This is a genomic window from Serratia sp. BNK-33-b, from assembly GCF_048684565.1.
Taxonomy (GTDB): Bacteria; Pseudomonadota; Gammaproteobacteria; order Enterobacterales; family Enterobacteriaceae; genus Serratia; species Serratia marcescens.
In genome coordinates this window covers 3,058,855-3,085,493 of record NZ_JBLQTZ010000001.1, presented here as the reverse complement: position 1 = coordinate 3,085,493, position 26,639 = coordinate 3,058,855, and the positions used below count along the sequence as shown (strand labels likewise).

Annotated in this window: 23 protein-coding genes; 11 read left to right on the top strand and 12 right to left on the bottom strand. The window is 58.6% G+C overall.

The window, feature by feature from the left end:
• Nucleotides 1-266: 266 nt before the first annotated feature.
• Nucleotides 267-2,885, top strand: a complete 2,619-nt coding sequence (gene pepN, locus ACMGGK_RS14910; RefSeq protein ID WP_079449435.1) for an aminopeptidase N — start codon at nucleotides 267-269, stop codon at nucleotides 2,883-2,885.
• A 57-nt stretch (nucleotides 2,886-2,942) separates the two neighbouring features.
• Here the strand turns inward: pepN and ssuB are convergent, their stop codons facing one another.
• Genes ssuB through ssuE form a run of 5 tightly spaced genes read right to left on the bottom strand, consistent with a single transcriptional unit; the run spans nucleotide 2,943 to nucleotide 7,255 of the window.
• The gene (gene ssuB, locus ACMGGK_RS14905; RefSeq protein ID WP_016928303.1) at nucleotides 2,943-3,716 is read right to left on the bottom strand and encodes an aliphatic sulfonates ABC transporter ATP-binding protein; all 774 of its coding nucleotides are present in this window, start codon (nucleotides 3,714-3,716) and stop codon (nucleotides 2,943-2,945) included.
• Nucleotides 3,713-4,507: an aliphatic sulfonate ABC transporter permease SsuC gene (ssuC, locus tag ACMGGK_RS14900; RefSeq protein ID WP_033640803.1), complete on the bottom strand. Its 795-nt coding sequence runs from the start codon at nucleotides 4,505-4,507 to the stop codon at nucleotides 3,713-3,715. The genes ssuB and ssuC overlap by 4 nt, the downstream gene beginning before the upstream one ends.
• An 11-nt stretch (nucleotides 4,508-4,518) precedes the next feature.
• A complete protein-coding gene (gene ssuD / locus ACMGGK_RS14895; protein ID WP_016928301.1) occupies nucleotides 4,519-5,667 on the bottom strand; it encodes an FMNH2-dependent alkanesulfonate monooxygenase in 1,149 nt (382 codons plus the stop codon).
• A 19-nt stretch (nucleotides 5,668-5,686) separates the two neighbouring features.
• Nucleotides 5,687-6,652, bottom strand: a complete 966-nt coding sequence (locus ACMGGK_RS14890; RefSeq protein ID WP_015377347.1) for a sulfonate ABC transporter substrate-binding protein — start codon at nucleotides 6,650-6,652, stop codon at nucleotides 5,687-5,689.
• 24 nt (nucleotides 6,653-6,676) lie between these two features.
• Nucleotides 6,677-7,255 (bottom strand): NADPH-dependent FMN reductase, encoded by a 579-nt coding sequence (gene ssuE, locus ACMGGK_RS14885; protein ID WP_033640802.1) that lies wholly within the window; start codon nucleotides 7,253-7,255, stop codon nucleotides 6,677-6,679.
• Between the two features lie 258 nt (nucleotides 7,256-7,513).
• On the opposite strand from ssuE, the gene pyrD reads away from it, so the two are divergent.
• Together pyrD and ACMGGK_RS14875 are read left to right on the top strand one after the other, a co-directional pair.
• Nucleotides 7,514-8,524 carry a quinone-dependent dihydroorotate dehydrogenase gene (gene pyrD / locus ACMGGK_RS14880; protein ID WP_015377348.1) on the top strand — a complete coding sequence of 337 codons (1,011 nt, stop codon included), beginning with the start codon at nucleotides 7,514-7,516 and terminating at the stop codon, nucleotides 8,522-8,524.
• A gap of 176 nt (nucleotides 8,525-8,700) precedes the next feature.
• The gene (locus ACMGGK_RS14875; protein ID WP_004928171.1) at nucleotides 8,701-9,249 is read left to right on the top strand and encodes a cell division protein ZapC; all 549 of its coding nucleotides are present in this window, start codon (nucleotides 8,701-8,703) and stop codon (nucleotides 9,247-9,249) included.
• 6 nt (nucleotides 9,250-9,255) lie between these two features.
• On the opposite strand, the gene ACMGGK_RS14870 is transcribed toward ACMGGK_RS14875, so the two are convergent.
• The gene (locus tag ACMGGK_RS14870) at nucleotides 9,256-10,359 is read right to left on the bottom strand and encodes a YcbX family protein (RefSeq protein WP_016928298.1); all 1,104 of its coding nucleotides are present in this window, start codon (nucleotides 10,357-10,359) and stop codon (nucleotides 9,256-9,258) included.
• Between the two features lie 103 nt (nucleotides 10,360-10,462).
• On the opposite strand from ACMGGK_RS14870, the gene rlmKL reads away from it, so the two are divergent.
• The 6 genes from rlmKL to rmf all read left to right on the top strand — a co-directional run bounded on the left by rlmKL (nucleotide 10,463) and on the right by rmf (nucleotide 18,520).
• Nucleotides 10,463-12,589 carry a bifunctional 23S rRNA (guanine(2069)-N(7))-methyltransferase RlmK/23S rRNA (guanine(2445)-N(2))-methyltransferase RlmL gene (gene rlmKL / locus ACMGGK_RS14865; RefSeq protein WP_028127997.1) on the top strand — a complete coding sequence of 709 codons (2,127 nt, stop codon included), beginning with the start codon at nucleotides 10,463-10,465 and terminating at the stop codon, nucleotides 12,587-12,589.
• 5 nt (nucleotides 12,590-12,594) lie between these two features.
• Complete coding sequence (locus ACMGGK_RS14860; protein WP_143778799.1) at nucleotides 12,595-14,499, top strand: ABC transporter ATP-binding protein; 1,905 nt, start codon at nucleotides 12,595-12,597, stop codon at nucleotides 14,497-14,499.
• Between the two features lie 76 nt (nucleotides 14,500-14,575).
• Nucleotides 14,576-15,889 (top strand): membrane integrity-associated transporter subunit PqiA, encoded by a 1,314-nt coding sequence (pqiA, locus tag ACMGGK_RS14855; RefSeq protein ID WP_394852028.1) that lies wholly within the window; start codon nucleotides 14,576-14,578, stop codon nucleotides 15,887-15,889.
• Nucleotides 15,876-17,522, top strand: coding sequence for an intermembrane transport protein PqiB (gene pqiB, locus ACMGGK_RS14850; protein ID WP_016928295.1), 1,647 nt, complete (start codon nucleotides 15,876-15,878; stop codon nucleotides 17,520-17,522). Before pqiA ends, pqiB begins: the two co-directional genes overlap by 14 nt.
• Nucleotides 17,519-18,079, top strand: a complete 561-nt coding sequence (gene pqiC, locus ACMGGK_RS14845) for a membrane integrity-associated transporter subunit PqiC (protein WP_016928294.1) — start codon at nucleotides 17,519-17,521, stop codon at nucleotides 18,077-18,079. The genes pqiB and pqiC overlap by 4 nt, the downstream gene beginning before the upstream one ends.
• 270 nt (nucleotides 18,080-18,349) lie before the next feature.
• The gene (rmf, locus tag ACMGGK_RS14840; RefSeq protein ID WP_004928150.1) at nucleotides 18,350-18,520 is read left to right on the top strand and encodes a ribosome modulation factor; all 171 of its coding nucleotides are present in this window, start codon (nucleotides 18,350-18,352) and stop codon (nucleotides 18,518-18,520) included.
• 64 nt (nucleotides 18,521-18,584) lie between these two features.
• Here the strand turns inward: rmf and fabF are convergent, their stop codons facing one another.
• The 4 genes from fabF to ACMGGK_RS14820 form a co-directional block, all read right to left on the bottom strand.
• Nucleotides 18,585-19,862: a beta-ketoacyl-ACP synthase II gene (gene fabF, locus ACMGGK_RS14835; protein ID WP_420276992.1), complete on the bottom strand. Its 1,278-nt coding sequence runs from the start codon at nucleotides 19,860-19,862 to the stop codon at nucleotides 18,585-18,587.
• Entirely contained in the window at nucleotides 19,859-20,386 is a 528-nt protein-coding gene (locus tag ACMGGK_RS14830; protein WP_028127999.1) for a winged helix-turn-helix transcriptional regulator, read from the bottom strand. The genes fabF and ACMGGK_RS14830 overlap by 4 nt, the downstream gene beginning before the upstream one ends.
• Before the next feature lie 316 nt (nucleotides 20,387-20,702).
• Complete coding sequence (gene fabA, locus ACMGGK_RS14825) at nucleotides 20,703-21,221, bottom strand: bifunctional 3-hydroxydecanoyl-ACP dehydratase/trans-2-decenoyl-ACP isomerase (protein WP_004928144.1); 519 nt, start codon at nucleotides 21,219-21,221, stop codon at nucleotides 20,703-20,705.
• A gap of 68 nt (nucleotides 21,222-21,289) precedes the next feature.
• A complete protein-coding gene (locus tag ACMGGK_RS14820) occupies nucleotides 21,290-23,038 on the bottom strand; it encodes an AAA family ATPase (RefSeq protein ID WP_049300502.1) in 1,749 nt (582 codons plus the stop codon).
• Between the two features lie 210 nt (nucleotides 23,039-23,248).
• Between ACMGGK_RS14820 and matP the strand changes: the two genes are divergently transcribed.
• Nucleotides 23,249-23,707: a macrodomain Ter protein MatP gene (gene matP / locus ACMGGK_RS14815; RefSeq protein WP_004928138.1), complete on the top strand. Its 459-nt coding sequence runs from the start codon at nucleotides 23,249-23,251 to the stop codon at nucleotides 23,705-23,707.
• Nucleotides 23,708-23,809: 102 nt separating this feature from the next.
• On the opposite strand, the gene ompA is transcribed toward matP, so the two are convergent.
• On the bottom strand, nucleotides 23,810-24,889 hold the full coding sequence (gene ompA / locus ACMGGK_RS14810; RefSeq protein ID WP_004928134.1) for a porin OmpA: 1,080 nt from the start codon (nucleotides 24,887-24,889) through the stop codon (nucleotides 23,810-23,812).
• 356 nt (nucleotides 24,890-25,245) lie between these two features.
• Entirely contained in the window at nucleotides 25,246-25,752 is a 507-nt protein-coding gene (gene sulA / locus ACMGGK_RS14805; RefSeq protein ID WP_015377359.1) for an SOS-induced cell division inhibitor SulA, read from the bottom strand.
• A gap of 229 nt (nucleotides 25,753-25,981) precedes the next feature.
• Between sulA and ACMGGK_RS14800 the strand changes: the two genes are divergently transcribed.
• Nucleotides 25,982-26,638, top strand: a complete 657-nt coding sequence (locus tag ACMGGK_RS14800; RefSeq protein WP_420276991.1) for a TfoX/Sxy family DNA transformation protein — start codon at nucleotides 25,982-25,984, stop codon at nucleotides 26,636-26,638.
• Nucleotide 26,639 lies beyond the last annotated feature (1 nt).

The window sequence follows — 26,639 nt, the reverse complement described above, 5'->3', positions numbered from 1 at the left end:
GCGCGCCGCGATGGCGGCTTTTTAGCATTAAATGCTGATTTTTATTTAGCCATTGGTCACCCGCACTGCCGCCTGCCGGCCGATTTATGATTTGCCTCTGATTTCTCTCTCTTTGTCGCCCTGCGGCTCTGGGCTTTTCGGCCAGCTGTGATACAGTTTATTCACAATTCAGGCTCACCGCGCGCCGCAGGGGAACATACCGGCTGCGGTACGAAGGAGAAGCGCAGCCTGGCACCTATAACTCACTGAGACGTTTAAGGGTTTTTATGACACAACAGCCACAGGCAAAATACCGCCACGATTATCGCGCGCCCGATTACACCACGACCGATATCGATTTGGACTTCAGTCTGGATGCGGAAACCACGCGCGTGACCGCCGTCAGTAAAATCAAACGTCAGGGGGCGGCCGGTGCACCGCTGGTGCTGGATGGCGAAGATTTGACGCTGGTGAGCATTCAGGTCGACGGCCAACCGTGGAGCGCCTACCGTCAGCAGGATAACCAGCTGATCATCGAAGAGTTGCCGGCACAATTCACTCTTACCATTGTCAACGATATTCACCCGGCGAAGAACACCGCGCTGGAAGGGCTGTACCTGTCCGGCGATGCGCTGTGCACGCAATGCGAAGCAGAAGGCTTCCACCACATTACCTATTACCAGGATCGCCCGGACGTGCTGGCGCGCTTTACCACCCGCATCGTGGCCGACAAGACGCGCTATCCGTTCCTGCTGTCGAACGGCAACCGCATCGGCCAGGGCGAATTGGCTGATGGCCGCCACTGGGTACAATGGCAGGATCCGTTCCCGAAACCTTGCTACCTGTTCGCGCTGGTGGCGGGGGACTTCGACGTGCTGCGCGACAGCTTCACCACCCGTTCCGGCCGTAAGGTCGCACTGGAGCTGTTCGTCGATCGCGGCAACCTGGATCGCGCCGACTGGGCGATGACTTCGCTGAAGAACTCGATGAAGTGGGACGAAACCCGCTTCGGTCTGGAATACGATCTCGACATTTATATGATTGTGGCGGTCGATTTCTTCAATATGGGCGCGATGGAGAACAAAGGGTTAAATATCTTTAACTCCAAATATGTGCTGGCGAAGGCGGAAACCGCTACCGACAAGGATTACCTGAACATCGAAGCGGTGATCGGCCACGAATACTTCCACAACTGGACCGGTAACCGCGTGACCTGCCGCGACTGGTTCCAGCTCAGTCTGAAAGAGGGGCTGACGGTGTTCCGCGATCAGGAATTCAGTTCCGATCTGGGATCGCGTTCAGTCAACCGCATCGACAATGTGCGCGTGATGCGCGGCGCGCAATTTGCCGAAGACGCCAGCCCGATGGCGCACGCCATCCGCCCGGACAAAGTCATCGAGATGAACAACTTCTACACCCTCACGGTGTATGAAAAGGGTTCCGAGGTGATCCGCATGATGCATACCCTGTTGGGGGAGGAGAACTTCCAGAAAGGGATGCAGCTCTATTTCGAACGCCACGACGGCAGCGCCGCTACCTGCGACGATTTCGTTCAGGCGATGGAGGATGCGTCTAACGTCGATCTGTCGCGCTTCCGCCGTTGGTATAGCCAGTCCGGCACGCCGCTGTTGACGGTGCGCGACGAGTACGACGCGGAAACCCAACAGTATCGCCTGCATGTCAGCCAGAAGACCGCGCCGACCGCCGATCAGCCGGAGAAGTTGCCGCTGCATATTCCGCTGGATATCGAACTGTACGACAGCGAAGGCAATGTCATTCCATTGCAAAAAGGCGGCCTGCCGGTCAACAACGTGCTGAACGTCACCGAAGCGGAGCAAACTTTCGTGTTCGACGGCGTGGCGCACAAGCCGGTGCCGTCGCTGCTGCGCGAATTCTCCGCGCCGGTGAAGCTGGACTATCCGTACAGCGATCAGCAACTGACCTTCCTGATGCAGCACGCTCGCAATGAATTTGCGCGTTGGGATGCGGCACAGAGCCTGCTGGCGACCTATATCAAGCTGAACGTGGCGCGGCACCAGCAGAAGCAGCCGCTGTCGCTGCCGCTGCACGTGGCCGATGCGTTCCGCGCGGTGCTGCTGGACGAAAAACTGGATCCGGCGCTGGCGGCGCAGATCCTGACGCTGCCGTCGGAGAACGAAATCGCCGAGCTGTTCGCCACTATCGATCCGGAAGCGATCGCCGCGGTGCACGAAGCGATCGTACGCTGTCTGGCGCGGGAGTTGGCCGATGAGTGGCTGGCGGTGTATCACGCCAACAAGACCGACGGCTACCGCGTGGAGCATGCCGAGATCGCCAAGCGCGCCTTGCGTAATGTGTGCCTGGGCTATCTGGCGTTCGGCGAAGATGTGGCGCTGGCGGACCAGCTGGTGAGCGAACAGTATCGCCAGGCGGACAACATGACCGACTCGCTGGCGGCGCTGTCTGCTGCGGTCGCGGCCCAGCTGCCGTGCCGCGATGCGCTGCTGGCGGCGTTCGACGAGCGCTGGCATCAGGATGGCCTGGTGATGGACAAGTGGTTCGTGCTGCAGGGCAGCAGCCCGGCGGCAGATGTGTTGAGCAAGGTGCGCGCACTGTTGCATCACCGTTCGTTCAGCCTGAGCAACCCGAACCGCACCCGTTCGCTGATCGGCGGCTTCGCTTCCGGCAACCCGGCGGCGTTCCATGCCGCGGACGGCAGCGGCTATCAGTTCCTGGCGGAGATCCTCAGCGATCTCAACCAGCGCAACCCGCAGATCGCCGCGCGCCTGATTGAACCGCTGATTCGCCTGAAGCGTTACGACGCGGGCCGTCAGGCGCTGATGCGCAAGGCGTTGGAACAGCTGAAAGGGTTGGAAAACCTGTCCGGCGATCTGTACGAGAAGATCAGCAAGGCGCTCGACGCCTGATCTTTTCGCGCTGAATAGATAAGGGGGACGGCCTGCGCCGTCCCTTTTTTAATCCGTTCAGTTCACCGCCCGGCGGGTACTGTCCGCTGCGGCCGGCGGCGATAACACCCGTTCCAGCACTTCGGCCTCCAGTTCCGCCAGCCTGGCCGAGCCTTTGCGGCGCGGCCGCGGCAGATCGATGGCCAGATCCAGCCCGATATGCCCCTCTTCGATCAGGATCACCCGATCCGCCAGCGCGATGGCTTCGCTGACGTCATGTGTGACCAGCAGTACGGTAAAACCGTGTTGTTGCCACAGCGTTTCTATCAGCCCTTGCATCTCGATGCGCGTCAGGGCATCCAGCGCTCCGAGCGGTTCGTCCAGTAGCAGCAGGCGGGGGCGGTGGATCAGCGCGCGCGCCAGGGCGACCCGCTGTTTTTGTCCACCGGACAGCGCCGCCGGCCAATCGTGGGCGCGATCCGCCAAACCGACCGCGTCCAGCGCCTGCAGCGCCGCGTCGCGCCACTGGCCGCGCAGCCCCAGACCTACGTTGTCGATCACCGTTTTCCACGGCAACAGGCGCGCATCCTGAAACATCAACCGGGTATCCTCTTTAGCGGCGGCAAGCGGCGCGTTGCCGCTGAGCAGCGCGCCGCTGCTGGCCTGTTCCAGGCCGGCCAACAGGCGCAGCAGGGTGCTCTTGCCGCAGCCGCTGCGGCCGACCACCGCCACGAACTGCCCGGCGGAAATGCGCAGCTGAATATTGTCCAGCACCGTGCGGTTGCCGTAACGTTTGCCGATGGACTCCAGCGTCACCGGCGTGCCTTGCGCAAGGCGAGCGGGAAGGGTCATAGCGCTTCTCCCTGTTTCAGTTGATAGGCCGGATGCCAGCGCAACCAGACGCGCTCCAACAGCTGCGCGCCCACGTCCGCCAGCTTGCCGAGCAGGGCGTACAGCACGATCGCCACCACCACCACGTCGGTTTGCAGAAATTCACGCGCGTTCATCGCCAGGTAGCCGATGCCCGAATTGGCCGAGATGGTTTCGGCGACGATCAGCGTCAGCCACATGAAGCCGAGAGCGAAACGCACGCCGACCATAATCGACGGCAGCGCGCCCGGCAGCACCACCTGTGTAAACAGGCGGAAACCGCTCAGGCCGTAGCTGCGGGCCATCTCCAACAGGCCGCGATCGATGTTTTTGATGCCGTGATAGGTGTTGAGATAAATCGGGAACAGCGTACCGAGCGCCACCAGAAAGATCTTGGCGGATTCATCGATGCCGAACCACAGGATCACCAACGGGATCAGCGCCAGATGAGGCACGTTGCGGATCATTTGCACCGAGCTGTCCAGCAGGCGTTCACCCCAGCGTGACAGCCCGGTAATAAAGCCGAGTATCAGTCCGATGCTGCCGCCGATGCCAAAGCCGATCAACGCGCGCTGGCTGCTGATGCTCAGGTGCTGCCACAGTTCGCCGCTTTGGCTCAGGCGCCAGAAGGCGGCCAGCACCGCACTCGGCGCCGGCAAAATGCGGTTGGACAGCCAGCCGGTTTCGACGGCGATCTGCCAGATGATCACCAGCGCCAACGGCAGCGCCCAGGGAGCCAGCCGATACAGGATGCGTTGTACGTTATTTGCCATCGGGGCGCTCCTCAGCTCTGCGATACTTTTTGCGGAACATAGATGTTGGCCACCACTTCGCCCTGCGGGCGCACCGGTTGAAGGCGAGCGGGCGTTTCCTCCTGCGCCAGATCGAGGTGCGGGAACAGCAGTTCGCCGACGCGGTAGGCCTCTTCCAGATGCGGATAGCCGGAGAGAATAAAGGTGTCGATGCCCAGATCGGCATATTCCTGCATGCGCGCCGCGACCGTCGGGCCATCGCCCACCAGCGCGGTGCCGGCGCCGCCGCGCACCAGGCCGATGCCGGCCCACAGGTTCGGGCTGATCTCCAGGTTATCCTTTTTGCCGCCGTGCAGCGCCGCCATGCGCCGTTGGCCGACGGAGTCGAAGCGCGCAAAGGCCTGCTGCGCGTTGGCGATGGTTTCCTCATCGAGGTGCGCGATCAGCCGATCGGCGGCGCGCCAGGCCTCTTCGGTGGTTTCCCGCACGATGACGTGCAGGCGGATGCCGAAACGCACCTGTCGGCCCTTCGCCGCCGCTTTGGCGCGTACTTCCTCGATCTTCTCTTTGACCTGCGCCGGCGGCTCTCCCCAGGTGAGGTACATTTCTACCTGTTCGGCGGCCAGATCCTGCGCGGCGGCGGAGGATCCGCCGAAATAGAGCGGCGGGCGCGGCTGCTGCACCGGCGGGAACAGCAGCTTGGCGCCTTTCACCTGAATATGCTTGCCGTGGAAATCGACGGTTTCCCCTTCCAGCACCCGGCGCCAGATATGAGTGAACTCGGTCGAGGCCTCGTAACGCTCTTCATGACTGAGATGTAACCCCTCCGCCGCCAGCTCTTCCGGATCGCCGCCGGTGACCAGATTGAACAGCGCGCGCCCGTTGGACAGGCGATCCAGCGTCGCCGCCTGACGCGCCGCCAGCGTAGGGGAGATGATACCCGGCCGCAACGCGACCAAAAATTTCAGCCGCTGGGTGACCGGGATCAGCGAGGCGGCCACCAGCCAGGAGTCTTCGCAAGAGCGACCGGTGGGGATCAGCACGCCGCCGAATCCCAGCCGATCCGCCGCCTGGGCGATCTGCTGCAAGTAACCGTGATCGACGCTGCGAGCGCCCTGCGCGCTGCCAAGATAGTGGCCGTCGCCATGGGTGGGTAAAAACCAGAAAACGTTCAGGCTCATCGTCAATGTTCCCCCGTATTTATTGCGCGCTTGGGCGCCAGATGCGTTGCGAGATGTCGACCTTCACCGGCACCAACCGGTTGGCGTAAAACAGGTCGGCGGTTTGCTGCTGCGCGGCGATCGTATGCGCATCGAGCGGTGTGATGGCGGTCGGAGGGCGGTGATCCAGATAGCTGGCGATCACCGGTTCCGGCAGCCCCATGGCGTTGGCCAGCAGGGTCACGCTTTGCGCCCGGTCGCTGCGGGTGAGCGCATCGGCCTGGGTCAGCACCGTCAAGACCTGGCTGATAAAGGCACCGTTGGCTTCGACATAGGGGCGCGCCGCCAGATAGAAGGAACCGGTCTGATTCAGATCGGTGCCGTCGCCAAGCACCCGCACGCCGCCCTGCAGCAGCGCGGCGGAATAATAAGGATCCCAGATCGCCCAGGCATCGACGTTGCCCTGTTGGAATGCGGCGCGCGCATCGGCGGGCGTCAGATAGGCGGGCTGGATATCCGTAAATTTCAGTCCGGCTTTTTGCAGCGATCGCAGCAGCAGGTTATGTGAGCTGGATCCTTTCTGGAACGCGACCTTATGGCCTTTCAGATCGGCGACGGTTTTGATCGGGCTGTTTTCCGGCACCAGGATCACTTCCGCCTTCGGTTTGGGCGGCTCAACGCCGACATACAGCAGATCAGCCCCGGCGGCCTGCGCGAAGATCGGCGGAATATCGCCGGTGCTGCCCAGATCGATGCTGCCGACGTTCAGGGCCTCCAGCATTTGCGGGCCGGCGGGAAACTCGATCCAACTGATGCGGGTGGCGGGGAAACGTTCCTCCAGCAGCCGGTGGCTCTTCGCCAGCACCAGACTGACCGATCCTTTTTGGTAGCCGATGCGGAACTGCGCCGGATCCTGAGCGACGGCGGCGTTGGCCCAAACCAGCGACAGCAGGCCGGTGAAGGCGGCGGCGCTCAGCCAACGCCGCAAAGCGATGCGTTGTTTCATTCAGGCTCTCCTTTTCCAGGCGTTTCAGGCGGTTTGACGCGCCGCCAGTGGCGAGGCGACGCGCAGCGCCGGCGGTTTGCGGCGGCCAAGCGCCAGATAGAAACTGGCCAGTGCCTCTTCCAGCCGGGCGGCCACGGCGTCGGTGAGCGTGGCGCCTTCGTCGGTCAGCTGGATCTGGCTGTCGTCGGCGAACACGCCGTGCAGCACCTCTTGCGCTTTCAGCGCCGCCAGTACCGGTTTCAACGCATAGTCCACCGCCAGCATGTGGCCGACAGATCCCCCGGTCGCCAGCGGCAACACCACCTTATGATCCAGAGCGCGTTCCGGCAGCAGATCCAGCAGGGTTTTCAGCGCGCCGGAGAACGACGCTTTATAAACCGGCGTGGAAATCAGCAGGCCGTCGGCCTGCGCCAGCTGCTCGGCAAACGCCTTGATCGCCGGACTGTTGAAGTTGGCGTACAGCAGATCTTCGGCGTCAAAGTCGTGCAGGGTATAGGCCGTCACTTCCACCCCTTGCTGCCGCAGCCAGTTCTGACTCAGCGAGAGCAGCGCGGCGGAACGTGATGGGATGCGTGGGCTACCGGCCAGTGATATAACGCGCATTGCCACTCCTTATAACTAAAAGTTAGGTTTAATTAGAAAATCAATGGGAAGTGTTTTAAACCTACCAGCAACCGGGCGCGTTTTTTAAATCTCATTTTTTGATTTGGATATGCGCAAAAGCGGATTGGCAGCGATTTGGCGGCGAAGAGGGAAAACGATTGCGTAAAAACGGCTTTTTTTGCCTTTAATCAATTCCAATTAGGCGGGGGATACCGGATAATACGCCCCCGGTTTGCAACCGGGAAATCAGGAGAGTCCATGTACTACCCCCTCATCAGGAAAGCGTTGTTCCAGCTCGATCCGGAGCGCGCGCACGAAGTGACCTTTCGTCAGCTCAGCCGTATTACCGGCACCCCATTAGCGTTTCTTGTCCGTCAGTCCGTGCCGACCAAACCGGTCAACTGCATGGGGCTGTCGTTTAAAAACCCGCTGGGATTGGCCGCCGGTCTGGATAAAAACGGCGAATGCATCGATGCGTTCGGCGCGATGGGCTTCGGCCATGTGGAGGTCGGCACCGTGACGCCGCGTCCGCAACCGGGCAATGACAAGCCGCGCTTGTTCCGCGTGGTTGAGGCGGAAGGCCTGATTAACCGCATGGGGTTCAATAACCATGGCGTGGACAATCTGGTTGAAAACGTTAAGAAATCCCATTTCGGCGGCATTCTTGGGATCAATATCGGCAAGAATAAAGACACGCCGGTCGAGCAGGGCAAAGACGATTATTTGATCTGCATGGATAAAGTTTATCCGTATGCCGGATATATCGCGATTAACATCTCTTCACCGAATACGCCGGGGTTACGATCCTTACAGTATGGCGAAGCGCTGGACGATCTTTTGGCTGCGATTAAAAATAAGCAGCAGGAATTACATGCGCGTCATCACAAATATGTGCCGGTGGCGGTAAAGATCGCGCCGGATCTTTCAGAAGAAGAATTGATCCAAATTGCCGATAGCCTGGTGCGGCATAATATCGATGGCGTGATCGCCACCAATACCACGTTGGATCGAAAATTGATCCAAGGGCTGAATTACTGCGAACAAGCGGGCGGGTTAAGTGGGCGTCCGTTGCAATCACGCAGTACCGAAGTGATCCGTCGCCTCTCCACCGAACTGCAAGGGCGTCTGCCGATTATCGGCGTAGGCGGCATCGATTCGCTGACGGCGGCGCGCGAAAAAATGGAGGCCGGCGCGAGCCTGCTGCAAATTTATTCCGGATTTATCTATCACGGCCCGCGTTTGATTAAAGATATCGTTACCCATATCTAATATTTTTCCTCTCATTTTATTCCGGGGGTTTATTTCTGCCCCCGGCTCGTCTATATTTTGTTCGTTAGCATAAATATCGTTCGCGGAATTATCCGATGTTTAAGCTATTTTATCGGTGATAAAATCGCCTTTTAGGGTGAGTGCGGCGTTGGCATAGGCAGCGAGAAGGATACGAAATGAAGATAAAACCTGACGATAATTGGCGTTGGTATTTTGATGCCGAACACGATCGGCTAATGCTGGATTTAGCTAATGGTATGATCTTTCGTTCACGTTTCCCGGCCAAAATGTTAACGCCGGACGCCTTCGATGAATGCGCTTTTTGCGTAGATGACGCCGCCCTTTATTTCACCTATGAAGAACAGTGCAAGCAGGTCAAGCTGAGCCATGAACAGCGCGCCGAGCTGGTGTTGAATGCGCTGGTCGCCTACCGCTTCCTGAAACCGCTGATGCCGAAGAGCTGGCATTTCTCGCAGCAGCATTACCCGCTGCAGCCGAAAAACGGCGAGCTGGCGGCGGTGAAAGTGATGGAGAGCGGCGCGGAAGCGCGCTTGCTGGTGGTGGAGGCCGGGGATAACGCCAGCCTGTGCCTGCTGGCGCAAAATCAGCTGACGGTCGCTGGCCGTACCATGGTATTGGGCGACGCCATCAAGGTGATGCACGATCGGCTGAAACCCTGCGCGCAGGATGAAAGCGCCGCCCCGGCTTACGACAGGGCGGTATAAGGCGGATTACGCCAGGGTCAAATCACTTTTCGGGATGCAGCTGCAGCACAGGATGGTGCCGTTGTCGCCCAGCGCGCTTTTCTTCAGGGGCGCGACTTCACCGCTCAGCAACGTAATGCGGCAACTGCCGCAAATCCCGGCGCGGCACGAGTAAGGCACGCGGATGCCTTGCTGCTCCAGCTGTTCGAGCAAAATCTGCTGGTTGTTGCCGGTAAACACCTTTCCTTCATATTCGATCGTGACGCTGTGCGCGCTGTCTTGCGGCGCTTGCACGCTCTCCACCACTTTGCCTGCGCCATAAGGGCGCGGCGGCTTGGTCGACAGCACTTCCACCGTATCGCCCACGCGGATGATGCCGCTGTTGCGCGCGATCATATTCTGGCCGAAATCGATGTCGCCGTTGTCGGCGGAGCGGAATTTTTGCAGCGTGCTGAGCGGTTCGCCGCTCGGGTGCTTGCGGCCACGCTCGGTGCTGACGGTGGTGAGCACGCAGCGGCTGCAGGGTTTCACCAGATCGAACATGACGTCGCCGACGCGGATCACCTGCCAGCCGTCTTCAGCCCAGGCGGTAGCGCCGCTCACCACCAGATTGGGGCGGAACTGTTCCAGCTTGATGCTGCCGGGGCAACGCTGCTGCAGATCGTTGAACGAAGCCTGGTTAATCAGCAGATAAGGGTAGCCGTCGGCAAACGTCAGCGGGATTTCAGGGTGCTTCTTGACCCGGCGGGTCAGCTCCGGCCCCAGCCAGCGCAGCTGCACGTCGCGCTGGAAATAGCCGCTCAGCCAACGGTTGATCTCATCCGGCGCAGTCAGCGCGGTGAAATGGTTGCCCCATACCTCGGTCGGCTGCGGCGCGGCGGCGAAGTCGCTGAAGCGAATGGCGGCGCTTTCGCCGTCCGGCGCGGTCAGGAACAGCCCGTCCGGCAGCAGCGCCGGCGTGAACAGCACCATCTGCGGATATTGGCGCGCGGTAATAAAGGTGCCGTCCGGCTCCGTGATCATAAAGTTGCGGTCGAAGGCCAGACCGCTGCTGCCGACCTGGGCGTAAGAAAGCTGCAGGCCGCGCAGTGATTTAACCGGATGGACGTAGAGTTTGGAAAGCGTGATCACCCTTATCTCCGTGCGATGATTAAATAGAAGGGAGCAACTTTATGACAAGCGGTGCGGATTAGCTATAATGCGCAACAATTTTCTTTTTGGTGATAAGTACGATATGAACTCTCTGTTTGCCAGCACGGCGCGTGGATTGGAAGAACTGTTAAAAAGCGAGCTGGAAGCGCTTGGCGCTCACGACTGCAAAGTGGTGCAGGGCGGGGTACATTTTCAGGGTGACGATCGTCTTCTGTACCAAAGCTTGCTGTGGAGCCGCCTGGCTTCGCGCATTCTGTTGCCGCTGAACGAATTCCGCGTGCACAGCGATCTGGATCTGTACCTCGGGGTGCAGGCGATCGACTGGCCGAGCATTTTTGGCGTGGATAAAACCTTTGCCGTGCATTTCAGCGGCGTGAACGAAGAGATCCGCAACAGCCAATATGGCGCGCTGAAGGTGAAAGACGCCATCGTCGACAGCTTCACCCGCAAACTCGACCAACGCCCGACGGTCGCCAAACAGCAGCCGGACATTCGCGTTAACGTCTTCCTGCAGCGCGATATGGCCAGCGTGGCGCTCGATCTGAGCGGCGAAGGTCTGCATCAGCGCGGCTACCGCGATCTCACCGGCCAGGCGCCGCTGAAGGAAAACCTGGCGGCCGCCATCGTGCTGCGTTCCGGCTGGCAGCCGGGCACGCCGATGCTTGATCCGATGTGCGGCTCCGGCACGCTGTTGATCGAAGCGGCGATGATCGCTGCCGATCGCGCGCCAGGCCTGCACCGTCAACACTGGGGCTTCAGCGCCTGGAATGGCCACAACGCCGAACTGTGGCGTGAAGTCACCACCGAAGCGCAGGTGCGCGCGCGCCGCGGCCTGCAGGAAACCGCCTCTCGCTTCTTCGGTTCCGATATCGATCGCCGGGTGATTGAAATGGCGCGCGGCAACGCCCGCCGCGCCGGCGTCGCCGAGCTGATCACCTTCAACGTCGGCGACGTCGCGCGCTTGACCAACCCGCTGCCGGAAGGCCCGCAAGGCACGGTGATCAGCAACCCGCCGTACGGCGAACGCCTGGAAAGCGAACCGGCGCTGATCGCGCTGCACAACATGCTGGGCCGCGTGATGAAAAGCGCCTTCGGCGGTTGGCAACTGTCGCTGTTCAGCGCCTCGCCGGAGCTGTTGAGCTGCCTGCAGCTGCGCGCCGAGCGCCAGTTCAAGGCGAAGAACGGCCCGCTGGAGTGCGTGCAGAAAAATTATCAGCTGGCGGCAAGCCCGGCCGGTAGCGCCACCGGCGGCGTGCAGGTGGCGGAAGATTTCGCCAACCGTCTGCGCAAGAATTTGAAGAAGCTCGACAAGTGGGCGAAACAGCAGGGCATTGAATGCTACCGCCTGTACGATGCCGATCTGCCAGAATACAACGTTGCGGTGGATCGCTACGGCAGCAAGGTGGTGGTGCAGGAATATGCGCCGCCGAAAACCGTCGATGCGCAGAAAGCACGTCAGCGTCTGTTCGATGTGATCAACGCGACGCTGGCGGTGCTGGAGCTGCCGTCGAATCAGCTGATCCTGAAAACCCGCGAGCGGCAGAAGGGCAAAAACCAGTACGAGAAGCTGGCGCAGAAGGGCGAGTTCCTGCTGGTGGAAGAGTATAACGCCAAACTGTGGGTCAACCTGACCGACTATCTCGATACCGGTCTGTTCCTCGATCACCGCATCGCGCGCCGTATGCTGGGTGAGATGAGCGGCGGCAAGGATTTCCTCAACCTGTTCGCCTACACCGGCACCGCCAGCGTGCACGCCGGGCTGGGCGGCGCGCGCAGCACCACCACGGTGGACATGTCGCGTACTTACCTGGAATGGGCGGAGAAGAACCTGCGCGCCAACGGCCTGACCGGCCGTCAGCATCGGCTGATCCAGGCCGATTGCCTGTCTTGGCTGAGCAACGCCAATGAACAGTTCGACGTGATCTTCATCGATCCGCCGACGTTCTCCAACTCCAAGCGGATGGAGAACACCTTTGACGTGCAGCGCGATCACCTGGCGCTGATGAAAGATTTGAAACGGTTGCTGCGCCGCAACGGGACCATCATGTTCTCGAACAACAAGCGCGGTTTCCAAATGGATATGGCAGGGCTGAGCGCGTTGGGTCTGGAGGCGAAAGAGATCACCGCCAAGACGCTGTCGCAGGATTTTGCCCGTAACCGTCAGATCCACAACTGCTGGCTGGTGACTCACGCCGGCGAAGGAAAATAATTACTATGTCGTTAATCAGCATGTCCGGCGCCTGGCTCTCTTTCAGCGATGCGCCACTGTTAGACAACACCGAAATTCATATTGAAGACAACGAGCGCGTGTGTCTGGTCGGGCGCAACGGCGCCGGCAAATCCACGCTGCTGAAGATCCTCGGCAAAGAGATCCCGCTGGACGATGGCCGGGTGATCTACGAACAAGATCTGATCGTGGCACGTCTGCAACAGGATCCGCCGCGCAATATCGGCGGCAGCGTATTCGACTTCGTAGCGGAAGGCGTTGCGGAGCAGGCGGAACACCTGAAGGCCTATCACGCGATCTCTCACCTGGTGGAAAGCGATCCAAGCGAGAAAAACCTGGCGCGCATGGCGCAAATCATGGAGATCCTCGATCACCAGGGGCTGTGGCAGCTCGACAGCCGCATCAGCGAAGTGCTGCTGCAGCTGGGGCTGAACGGCGACGCCGAGCTTTCCTCACTGTCCGGCGGTTGGCTGCGTAAAGCGGCGCTGGGCCGCGCGCTGGTGAGCTCACCGCGCGTGTTGTTGCTCGACGAACCGACCAACCACCTGGACATTGAAACCATCGATTGGCTCGAGGGCTTCCTGAAAGAGTTCGACGGCAGCATCGTCTTCATCTCGCACGACCGTTCGTTTATCCGCAACATGGCGACGCGCATCGTCGATCTGGATCGCGGCAAGCTGGTTTCCTGGCCGGGCAACTACGATCTGTATCTGCAGAGCAAAGAAGAAGCGCTGCGGGTGGAAGAGCTGCAAAACGCCGAGTTCGACCGCAAGCTGGCGCAGGAAGAGGTCTGGATCCGTCAGGGCATCAAGGCGCGCCGCACCCGCAATGAGGGCCGCGTGCGCGCGCTGAAGGCGCTGCGCGCCGAGCGCTCGCAGCGCCGCGAAGTGATGGGCACCGCCAAGATGCAAGTGGAAGAGGCGACCCGCTCCGGCAAAATCGTATTCGAGCTGGAAGACGTCAATTATCAGGTTGGCGAAAAAGTGCTGGTGCGCGGTTTCTCCGCCCAGGTGCAGCGCGGCGACAAGATTGCGCTGGTGGGGCCGAACGGCTGCGGCAAAACCACGCTGCTGAAACTGATGCTCGGTCAGCTGAAAGCCGACAGCGGCCGTGTGCACTGCGGCACCAAGCTGGAAGTGGCCTATTTCGACCAGCACCGCGCCGATCTCGATCCGGAACGCACGGTGATGGACAATCTGGCGGAAGGCAAGCAGGAAGTGATGGTCAACGGCCGTCCTCGCCACGTATTAGGCTATCTGCAGGACTTCCTGTTCCACCCGAAACGCGCGATGACGCCGGTGAAGGCGCTGTCGGGCGGTGAGCGTAACCGCCTGCTGTTGGCTAAGCTGTTTCTTAAACCGAGCAATCTGCTGATCCTCGATGAACCAACCAACGATCTCGACGTCGAAACGCTGGAGTTGCTGGAAGAGCTGATCGACGGCTATCAGGGCACCGTACTGCTGGTCAGCCACGATCGTCAGTTCGTCGACAACTCGGTGACCGAGTGCTGGATCTTCGAAGGCAACGGCGTGATCAATGCCTTCGTCGGCGGTTACTACGATGCGCATCACCAGCGCGCGACGGCGAAACCGATTCGTCAGGCGGCGCCGAGCGCGAGCAAACCGGCGGCGGAGAAAAAGGCCGAACAACCGAAGAAAACGGCGGCCAAGCTGAGTTACAACCTGCTGCGTGAGCTGGAACAGTTGCCGCAGCGGCTCGAACAGCTGGAAGCGGAAATCGAAGCGCTGCAGGCGCAGATGAGTGACGCGGATTTCTTCACGCGGCCGCACAGCGAAACGCAAGAAGTGCTGACGGCGCTGGCTGATGCCGAGCAAGCGCTGGAACAGGCTTTCGCCCGTTGGGAAGAGCTGGAAGCAATGAAAAACGGCTGACCGTTGCGATGCCGCCCGCGCGCTGCTGCGGGCGGCATCGACGTGCCGGTGAGCAACGTTATTTAGGAGGAATATGGTGTGTTCCCACAACAATCATCAGCAGCATAGTCATTCCGCACCCTCGGCGGCGCAACAGGATAACCTGATGCTGTGTCCGCAGTGCGACATGCTGGTGGCGCTGCCGACGCTGGCCTATGGCAGCAAAGCGGTATGCCCGCGCTGCAAAACCACGCTCAGCGCCCGCTGGGACGAGCCGCGCAAGCGGCCGATCGGTTACGCGCTCAGCGCCTTGTTCATGCTGGTGCTGGCCAACATTTTCCCGTTTATCAACATGCGCGTCGCCGGCCTCGGCAACGAAATCCGGCTGATCCAAATCCCGGAAGTCATGGTGGCGGAAGACTACGCCAGCATGGCCACCTTGTTTATGGTGTTCGTGCAGCTGATCCCGGCGTTTTGCATGGTGGCGATCATCCTGCTGTGCGCCAGAGTGCGTTTGCCACTGGGCCTCAAAGAATGGATGGCCCGGGTGCTGTTCCAGTTCAAGACCTGGTGCATGGTGGAGATTTTCCTCGCCGGGGTGCTGGTCAGCTTCGTCAAGCTGATGGCCTACGGCGATATCGGCATCGGCAGCAGCTTCGTGCCTTACTGCCTGTTCTGCCTGCTGCAGGTGCGCGCCTTCCAGTGCGTGGATCGGCGCTGGTTGTGGCAGGATATCGAACCGGCACCGCGACTTAATCGCCCGCTGACGGTGGGGCGCACCGGCATGCGCCAGGGCGTGCGCTCTTGCGCGTGCTGCACGGCGATCTTGCCGGCCGATCAGGTGCGCTGTCCGCGCTGCCACACCAAGGGCTACGTGCGGCGTCGTCACAGCCTGCAGTGGACGCTGGCGCTGCTGGTGACCTCTGTCATGCTGTATATTCCGGCCAACCTGATGCCGATCATGGTGACCGAGGCGTTGGGCAACAAGATGAACTCCACCATCATGGCGGGGGTGATCCTGCTGTGGGGGGACGGCTCTTATCCGGTGGCGATGGTGATTTTCATCGCCAGTATCATGGTGCCGTCGCTGAAAATGTTGGCGATCGGCTGGCTGTGCTGGGATGCGAACGGCAGGAAGAAACCGCGCGCCGACAGCGAGCGTATGCATCTGATTTATGAAGTGGTCGAATTCGTTGGCCGTTGGTCAATGATCGACGTGTTTGTGATCGCCGTGTTGTCGGCGCTGGTGCGAATGGGACAGTTGATGAGCATTTATCCCGCGACGGGCGCCGTGCTGTTCGCGCTGGTGGTGATCCTCACCATGTTCGCCGCCATGACATTTGATCCCCGGCTGACCTGGGATCGCGCAAGTGAAACAATCAACAAGGAGCCGCAAGGTGACGGAAAATAATCATAGCGTCGCGGACGTCGAGAAGATCAAACGCTGGTCGCCGGTGTGGATCATTCCCATCGTGACCGCGCTGATCGGCGCCTGGATCCTGTTTTACCACTTCAGCCATCAGGGGCCGGTGGTGACGCTGGTGACCTCGACGGCGGAAGGGCTGGAAGCGGGTAAAACCAAAATCAAAAGCCGCAGCGTTGACGTCGGCGTGGTGGAAACCGTCACGTTGAGCGATGACCTGAGCAAGGTGATGGTGCAGGCTCGCCTCAATTCCGGCATGGAAAAATTGCTGCGCCAGGATTCCGCTTTCTGGGTGGTGAAGCCGCAGATCGGTCGTGAAGGCGTCTCCGGGCTGGGCACGCTGCTCTCCGGCGCCTATATCGAACTGCAGCCGGGCAACAAAGGCAAAGACGGCAAAGACAACTATCAGCTGCTCGATGCGCCGCCGCTGGCCTCCCCGGATGCCAAAGGGTTGCGCATCGTGCTGGACAGCGAGAAGTCAGGCCAGCTCAACGCCGGCGATCCGGTGCTGTTCCGCGGTTATCGCGTCGGGTCGGTGGAAACCAGCTACTTTGATCCTAAAGAACGCGCTATGCGCTATCAGCTGTTCATCACCGCGCCTTACGATCAGTTGGTCACCACCAACGTGCGTTTCTGGAAAGACAGCGGCGTGGCGTTTGACATGTCGGCGCAGGGCATGCGGGTGGAGATGGGCTCGTTGACCACGCTGTTCAGCGGCGGGGTCAGTTTTGACGTGCCGGACGGCTGGGATCGCGGCGAACAGGCGAAAGAGAAGGCGGAGTACCAGCTGTTCGACAACCAGCGCAGCACGCAGGATTCACTGTATACCGTGCATAAGGATTACCTGCTGTTCTTCTCCGACTCGGTACGCGGCCTGCAGCCGGGCGCGCCGGTCGAGTTCCGCGGCATCCGTCTGGGTACGGTGGCGCAGGTGCCGTTCTATAAAGACGGCATGGCGCAGCGTCTGGATAACGATTACCGCATTCCGGTGCTGATCCGCATCGAGCCGGATCGCTTCCAGAAACAGCTGGGCGGCAACTTCGATATTGAAGGGCACCTGAAAGATGCGGAGTCTCGCGGCATGCGCGCCTCGATGAAGTCCGCCAACCTGCTGACCGGTTCGCTGTACATCGATCTTGACTTCTATCCGCAGGAAAAACCGTGGAAAGGGCCGCGCGAGCTGTTCGGTTATCCGCTGATGCCGACCACCAGCGGCGGTCTGGCGCAGATCCAGCAGAAACTGATGCAGACGTTGGATAAGATTAATTCGATGCCGATCAATCCGATGATCAACGAAGCGACCAAGACGCTGGCGGAAAGTCAGAAAACCATGAAGTCGACGCAGCAGACCATGAAGTCGCTGAACGACATCATCGCCAGCAAAGAGATGCAGGCGCTGCCGCAGGACATGCAGAAAACGCTGCTGGAGCTGAACCGCAGCATGAAAGGGCTCCAGCCTGGTTCACCGGCTTACAACAAGATGGTGGGCGACATGCAGCGCCTCGATCAGGTATTGCGTGAGCTGCAACCGGTGCTGCGCACCCTGAATGAGAAGAGCAACGCGCTGGTGTTTGAAGCCGCCGGCAGCACTGACCCTCAGCCGAAGAAGGCCACGAAATGATGAAATGGATCCCGGTAGCCCTGGCGCTGTTACTCAGCGCCTGCAGCAGTTCGCCACAGAAGACTTACTATCAGTTGCCGGCGCTGGGTGCGCCTGCTGCAGCCAGCAGCAGCGGCGCTTCCACGCGCCAGCTGTGGCTGGAACACGTGAGCGTGGCGGATTATCTGGCGCAGAACGGCGTGGTGTATCAGACCAACGACGTACAGTATGTGATAGCCCAGAACAACCTGTGGGCCAGCCCGCTCGACCAGCAGCTGCAGCAAACGCTGGTCACCAACCTGAGCAGCGCGCTGCCGGGCTGGGTGGTCTCTTCGCAGCCGATGAGCAGCGATCAGGATGTACTGAACGTGACCATCAGCGGCTTCCACGGCCGTTTTGACGGCAAGGCGATCATTCGCGGCGAGTGGGTGCTGAATCGCCAGGGGCGCCTGATCAAACGGCCTTTCAGCCTGGAATTGAAACAGGGTGAAGACGGCTATGATGCCCTGGTGCGCACCCTGGCGCAGGGATGGCAGCAGGAAGCTCAGGCTATCGCAGCACAGATGGGCGGCATTTAGTCATAATTTGGTCTAAAATCATCTAATCCCTGTCGGCGTGAAAATCCATTTTTTCTCGCTGGCAGGGATTTATATTTCATTTCAAACAGTTAAACCCTTTCCCGGCAGATCAGCCACTTAGCTTTTTCCTCGGGCGTAGCTCACAAATATGACATTGGCGTGAATTTTGCGCATTGATCTTCTCTTCTTTTAGCGCTATTGATTACTCGTGGCTGCGCAAAAAGCAGCCATTGTTTTCTTTCCACCAGACCAAAATGAGGGAAACGAGGCATGAAGAGACAGAAACGCGATCGTCTGGAAAGGGCGCATTCGAGAGGGTATCAGGCAGGTATTTTAGGGCGTTCCAGGGAACATTGTCCCTACCAATCATCAGTGGACGCCCGGTCTCAATGGCTGGGAGGTTGGCGAGAAGCCATGGAAGACAGGGCTGTGACCGCTTAAGCGGCTCCCTGTCAAATAAAAGGAATAACCTCCGCCCTTTGGCGGAGGTTTTTGTTTGTGCCGTTTATTCGTCCTGCCAGCGTTTCAGTAGAATACTCGCATTCACGCCGCCAAAGCCGAAGCCGTTCGATAAGGCGTAGGTTATGCTCATCGATTCAGCCCGTTTCGCGACCAGGTGCAAACCTGCCGCCGCCGGATCGGGATTGTCCAGATTCAGCGTCGCCGGGGCGATCTGGTCGCGCAGAGCCAAGGCGGTAAAGATGGTTTCCAGCCCGCCGGCGGCGCCGAGCAGGTGCCCGGTGGCGGATTTTGTCGAGGTTACCGCGACGCTCCCTGTCGTGCCAAACAGGTGTTTGATGGCATTGATTTCACCCAAATCCCCTACGGGTGTCGACGTCGCGTGAGCATTTAAATGCTGTACCTCCTCGGGAACGACGTTCGCCTGCTTCAACGCGATTTTCATCGCCCGATAGGCGCCGTTGCCGTCTTCAGCGCCGGATGTCATATGGTAGGCGTCGGCGCTGGTGCCATAGCCGACGATTTCCGCGAGCGGGGTGGCGCCACGCGCCAGCGCGTGTTCCAGCGTTTCAATGACCAGCATGCCGGCACCTTCCCCCATGACAAATCCGTCCCGGGCGCTGTCGAAGGGCCGAGAGGCCTGTTGCGCCAATTCGGCCGGAGCGGTGGACATGGCGCGCGCGGCGGCGAACCCGCCCAGGCTGACGGTATCTATAGCGGCTTCGGTACCGCCGCACACGGCGATATCGGCTTCATCATTGCGGATCATACGCACTGCATCGCCAATGGCTTGCACGCCGGCGGCACAGGCGGTGACCGGCGCGCCAATCGGCCCCTTGAAGTGGTGTTTGATTGAAACGTGGCCGGCCGCCAGATTGACCAGGAATGAGGGGATGGTGAACGGCGACAGCCGCTTGGCGCCGCGGCTGTCGGTTGTGCGCACCGCCTGGGCAATCGCCGGAAAGCCGCCAATGCCCGAGGCGATGACGGTGGCGGTGCGCTCTTGTTTTTCCTCCGTATCGGCTATCCAGCCGGCCTGACGAACGGCTTCATCCGCCGCCGCCATGGCAAACAGGATAAAGCGATCCATTTTCTTTTGGTCTTTGGGGGCGACGGAAGCATCGGGGTTGAAGCCCGCTTCAGCATCCTGCGCCAGCGGCGGAACCTGACCTCCGACCTTGATCGGTAAATTTGCAACGATCTCGTCAGGCAAAGCCCGAATGCCTGACTCTCCTTTTAACAAACGTTGCCAGATGGTCTCCACGCCGCACCCTAACGGTGAAACGGCACCCATGCCGGTAATAACGATACGACGATTGCTCATGACGACTCCTTGGTAAGTTCGGATAAATCGGCGAGGCGCCGTTGCCGCATCAGTGCGGCGCGTTGATGTATGCCTTCATTTGCCGCAGGCCCTGGCGCCAGCGTAATAAACTGCGGCGGCACCGGTTGTTGGCTATCGATATTGACCAACTGGACCTGGATCGGCCGATCGGTGCGGCTGTCGACTAACAAGGCGCTAATGTCACCGTCGATCAAATGGCGATTGCCCCATTCTGAGAGAGCTGCCAGCACGGGGAGAAAATCGTTGCCGCGTTCGGTGAGCAGATACTGATAGCGGACCGGCCGCGTTTGATAACGTTGCTTATGCAGAATGCCGTGGGCCACCAAATCCTTCAGGCGTCGGGCCAGGAGAGTCGGTGACATCCCCAGGCTTTGTTGGAATTCGTCGAACTTGGACAACCCCTGAAAGGCATCACGCAGGATCAGGATGCTCCACCATTCTCCGACACGATCTAATGAACGTGCGACGGGGCAAGGTGCATCGCTAAAGCGGGTTTTTTGCATATCGGCTCTTTGTCGGTACATTTATTGTAGTTACGTGGATGGTTATACTAGGTGATTTTAAGGGGCAAGAAAATAACCGGACGCAAAAACCGCTATCGTGTCGATAGCTGGCTGTGGGGAGGGGGCGCTCAACCGGCCTGTGGCTTTGACCGTTTCGGTAGAGACATGCGGGATAAACCGGTTCGGTAGCGGGCGATTAAAGGAGGTGGGTAGTCTTTAAACGGTAAGAGAAAGAAATGCCATCACGCTGGGCGTGATGGCATGCATGCGAAGAGCATTAGCAAAGAAGACGATGGCCGCCCTCTTTTCTGCGTGATTAGAACGCTGTGGTATCCTTGAACAGACCCACTTTCAGATCGGTGGCGGTATAGATCACTTCACCGTCAACCAGCACTTCGCCATCGGCGACGCCCATGATCAGCTTACGGGTGATGACGCGTTTGAAGTTAATACGGTAGGTCACTTTTTTCGCGGTTGGCAGCACCTGGCCGGTAAACTTGACTTCACCAACGCCCAGCGCGCGGCCTTTGCCTTCGCCACCCAGCCAACCGAGGTAGAAACCGACCAACTGCCACATCGCATCCAGGCCCAGACAGCCTGGCATGACCGGATCGCCGATAAAGTGGCAACCGAAGAACCATAGGTCCGGATTAATATCCAGCTCCGCTTCCACATAACCTTTGTTGTGAGTCCCGCCGTCTTCGGTCATCTTGACCACGCGGTCCATCATCAACATGTTACCTGCCGGCAACGGTGGGCCACCGGCGCCGAACAGCTCGCCACGGCCGGATGCTTCGAGGTCTTCTTTCGTATAGGAATCGCGTTTATCTACCATGTTCTCAGTAAGCCTTATTTTAATGAAGGACGCAGGTTAGCTAACACGTGTACGCTGAACAAGTCCGATCAGCCGTGGTTGAACCAGTTGAGCCAGCGCAGCGGCCACGGACGACGGCGTTCCTGCAGGCTCACCTGCGCAATCCGTTCCTGAATGGCCGCCAACAAATTCGGCTGTTGTTCGTCAGAGTAGAGGCAACCTGTGAGCAAAGGCAAGGCTTCCGCCGCGCTCTCTACCGCCCACAGATGGAATTGCCCTTCGCGTACCGCGTCGACGATATCCTGGCGCAGGCACAGGTGGCGCACGTTGGTCGCGGGCAATATGACGCCCTGTTTGCCCGTCAGACCGCGGCGTACACAAACCTCGAAGAAACCTTCGATCTTTTCGTTAACGCCACCTATCGGCTGTACGTTGCCGAATTGGTCGACGGAGCCGGTGACGGCGATCTGCTGGGTGATCGGTTGCTGTGACAGGGCGCTGACCAATGCGCACAGCTCAGCCAGCGAGGCGCTGTCACCGTCCACTTCACCGTAAGATTGCTCAAAGACGATGGAAGCGGAGAAGGGCAGTTGCTGATCAAGATCCAGTTCGGCGATCAAGAACGCCTGCATGATCATCATGCCTTTAGCATGCAGGTTGCCGCCCAGTTCGGCTTTGCGCTCGACGTCGGTGAACTCGCCGTCGCCGAGATGCACAACGCAACTGATGCGCGACGGTTCGCCAAAGCTGCGTGGATGACCGGGATAATCCAGGACTGACAGACCGTTGATCTGTCCGACCACTTCACCCTCGGTCTCAATCAGGATCTGACCCAACTCAATCTCATCCTGCATACGCTCGGCCAGATAGCTTTCACGCCATTCTCGGGCATTTAACGCCGCCTCGAACGCTTTGGCCGTAATGCGATCTTCTTCGGCATACAGTGCGGCTTCGGATAGCTGCTGGCCAATCCAAACCGGCGAGAGTGGCAGTATGCCCTGATCGCCACTGTAACGCACAGCCTGGACGATCAGCGGCGGCCAGGCGTCGGTCGCCAGCATCGGCAACTGCTGGTCGGCAATCACGCCGTTGACGTAACCGCACCACTGCGCCATATCATCAACTTCAGTCAGCTGCAGATCGTCTTCGAATTCACCGTAGATCGCTTGTTCGCTCAGTTCCGGCTCGATATCGTGAAAATCGGCCAGGCCGTGACGGTCGCCGACTACAATCAGCCGCAGATCCAGCGGCATCGGTGGAATGGCTACCGGCAGCGGGCGGGTTTCGTCTGGCGATACCCAGTGGAACTGACGCTGGCCGATCATCTGTTTCAGCCGCAGCCACAGCAACGGCTGAGCAAGCAGCGCCCGCGCCGACAGAATCAGAATGCCGCCGTTGGCCTGGTGCACCAGACCCGGTTGCAGGGTAATGTCGCCATTGTGGATCCGTACGCAGCCAAACAGCTGTTCCGGCTCAATCCACTCCTGGAACAGACAAGCGCCGCCGGCGGCAAAAGGTTCATCGCCACGGCTGGCAGGCTCGACGCTGACCTTGCCATCCTGAATGACATAGTGGCTGCCGCGGCATGCCGTATTTTTCGGCAGCAGTGGTTTGACGGCGTGAGCGATCAGTTCCAGATACTCACGCGTTTCTTGCGCTTTCAACAGCATGAAACGCGGTGGCGATTGGGGGTGGCAAAATAGCGTCAGGGCATTTTCCAGCCGAGGCTGAATGGCGGAAAAGGGCACGGGTGCCAACTGAGCGGCGGTATCAAATATCGCCTGATAAGGCGTTACGTCCGGCAATAAAGATTGCCATTCAAGTCGGTTATTGGTCAAAGTGTTAGATGCAATCGTTAAAAAGGGAAAGGGCGATTATACAAGAATAACGGCGGCTTGATACATGCGGAGTGCCAGTTGGCATCAGGGAGTTTGACATCGCGCGGTGACTGTGCAAAAAACAGTCTAAAAGACGGTTTAATTGCCGGGGAAATTCGGCGCAAAGCTGTTATGCTTATTTGAAGTTACGCGGTCACTGAAGAGCTCAAGATGAAATATCAGCAACTGGAAAATCTGGAGAGCGGTTGGAAATGGAAGTACCTGGTGAAGAAGCACCGGGAAGGGGAACTCATTACCCGCTACATTGAAAACAGCGCTGCTCAAGAGGCGGTTAACGAGCTGCTGAAGCTGGAAAATGAGCCGGTCAAGGTACTTGCATGGATTGCCGCTCATATGAATCCGGAACTGGATAACCGGATGAAACAAACGATCCGCGCCCGCCGCAAACGTCATTTTAACGCAGAACATCAGCATACGCGTAAAAAATCTATCGATCTGGAGTTTTTGGTTTGGCAACGATTGGCTGCCCTGGCGCGCCGCCGTGGCGTTACGCTGTCGGAAACCGTCGTGCAGCTTATCGAAGACGCTGAACGCAAAGAAAAGTATGCGAACCAGATGTCGTCGTTGAAAGAAGACTTGAAGGCGATCCTGGGCAAAGATCCCAAGTAAGCGCGTGAGAACGCCTCTATGGCGCCAGGCATTGAATGTTCTGGCAACAAGAGGACGAAAAAAAACCCCGCATTGGCGGGGTTTTTTATTAGGCGAGTAAACTTAGCCCTGAGGCTGAGTTACAACGTCTTTGATACCTTTAACTTCGATCTCTACGCGACGATCTGGTGCCAGGCAAGCGATCTGAGCTTTGGTAGCGCGGCCAGATTTGTAGCCACAGGTGTTGCCTGTAACTGCATCTGCTTCACCCATACCACGTGCAGAGATTTTGTCTGACGGGATGCCTTTGGAGACCAGGTAGTCAACAACGCTCTGTGCGCGTTGTTCAGACAGTTTCTGGTTGTACTGGTCAGAACCAACGGCGTCGGTGTAACCCAGAACAACTACGGAGCCGTCTTTAGGATCCATGGAGCTCAGCTGGGTGTACAGCTGATCCAGAGCCTGCTGGCCTTCTGCTTTCAGAGTAGATTTGTTGAAGTTGAACAGCACGTCAGACTTCAGAGTGAAACGCTTGGTTTCAACAACTGGAGCTGGAGCCGGAGCTGGTGCTGGAGCAACTACGTCATCCTGACCGAAGCGGTAAGAAACGCCCAGGCTCAGCATGGTGTTGTCTGGACGTGCGCCAACGGTACCTGCGTCACCGATGTTGCTTACGAACTGGTAATCCAGACGGGTAGCCCAGTTTTTGGTCAGTGCGTATTCAACACCAACAGCAGCCAGCGGAGAAACGCCGGTGTCGTGGTCGCTCAGACGCTGACCAGTACGGCCGTAGTTAGCTTTGGAGTCTGCACGCCATACCATACCACCCAGACGAGTGTAGATGTCCAGATCGTCAGCAATTGGGTAGCTCAGTTTAGCAGCCAGTTGAACGCCCTGCGCTTTGAAAGCACCGTTGTTCACGCTGCCTTTGTAAGGCATGCGGCCGAGCCAGTCATAGCCCAGCTCGAAGCCCAGGTATTGGTTTGCCTGGTAGCCCAGGAACGCGCCGGCACCCAGCTGATCTTTATGGGTTGGGCCGTTGCCGATACCGTTCTGGTAACCGTTGCCGTAGAAGCCAACGTCATGGTACTGGGACCAGCCCAGTTTAGCACCGGTGTACCAGGTGTTATCTTTTGGAGCGGCTTGCGCTACGGTAGCGAAACCTGCCAGTGCCACTGCTAATGCGATAGCTGTCTTTTTCATTTTGCGCCTCGTTATCATCCAAATAGGCAATGAGCTTTAAAGCTGTTTAAGCCCTTGGTTAAATTCCTTCGCCAAGGTTTAAGCCCTCGTTTGTTACTCGCCAGTTTTTCTGACGTTATAGAGCAACCTTGGCGATGTAAAGTCTACAACGTGGCGCGAAAGTTACAAGTGTGATGTGATAAGGCTCTAAAAAAAAACGCGGAATCGTACATATTTGCTAACATTCTTAGCCTAAAAAAACGGCGATTCATCGCGCGTTTTTGCCTGCCAAACCGCAGCCGGACTAGCTTTTTGCCTTCCCCCGCAAAGGTTCCGCTTAGGGGGTGCGAAAATGATGGGAAAAATCCTAAATTTACTTAATGATACAAAGAAGAGTGAATTTTTAGGGTGGAACAGTGTCCGTGAGTCGGGCTAATGTCACGTTGAGGGCGCATGATAAACCCATAGGCATTACCCAATTCTGCCGCACGTCTTAATTTTAGACGATCCTCCTCCGTTAGCTCGGGCAACCAGCCGAGAACCACGCTGTAATTTCCCGTTTGCAGCGCTTTTTCCATCGCCTCAACCGTATTCACCGGGCTGATCTGGCTCAATTGCACCATTTTATCTACAGGCAGGCCGGATTGCTGCAGCCATTGCTTGCTTAATTTTTGTTGCGGCGTCAGCCACAGAAGCCAGCGAGACTGCTTGCCCAATTGCAGCAGCAGGGGCAACAGTAATTGAGCCACTGCGGGCTGGCGCTCGTTGTAAACAAGTTCACTGATCAAGCCATTCTCTTTGCCGATATCCGTGTTCTTCGCAACATTGCGCGTTGTATAAGAGCCATGGCCGAAATGAGGTTGGTAGAGTGATTGAGTACGCATAAAGTTCCCGCCCGTCGTGTTACTGTATGTTTATACAGTATCCCTGATTTAGGATAAGATCAACCCAAATTTTCGTAGCGGCTCGCATAATTGCGATCATTTTTTGTACCGACGATTTTTGTGATTGGCAGGCGGGCGGATAGTGCGTATTTTCCTAATTAGTTGTTCACGTTACTTTTTTCATTGATGAGAGAAATAATACGGCCAGAACCTAAAAAGGAGGAACGCTATGAAAAGGATGTCGACGAGAAGAATCGCGCAGGCTAAAAATTGCTTTGCGGCGCTGGGCGCCATCACCACACGATCACAGTTTGGTGGCTATGGGCTGCTGGCTGAAGGGGTAATGTTTGCGGTGGTAGCAGAAGGTGAATTGTACTTGCGGGCTACGGCGAGCATGGAACCGGCCTTTCGCGCCCGGGGCATGGTCAATATGGTCTATTCCAAGCGCGGTGTGCCCATCACCTTGCGCTATTACTGGGTTGACGAGTCGCTGTGGCGGGAACGCAATGAGCTGGTAGGGCTGGCCTGGCAGGCTATCAGGGAAGCGCGCCGAGAACAGCGGCTCAAGGCCGGCGATCACGGCAGATTGAAGGCGTTGCCAAATATAGATGTCAACATGGAGCGCTTGCTATGGCGAGCGGGTATTCGCAATGCCTATGACCTGCGGCTGCATGGCGCTAAACGTAGCTATCTTCGCCTGCTGCAACAGCAGACCAATCTGGGTCTGCGCGTGCTGCTGTCGCTGGGCAGCGCGATAGCCGGTTATCATCAGGCGGCGTTGCCGACCGAATTGCGCAACGAACTGGTGCGCTGGTTCGATCATACGATGGCTATGCGTCGTCATGGCCATGAGCCAGTAGTTCAGGGCCCATCAAGCGGGCCCTGAA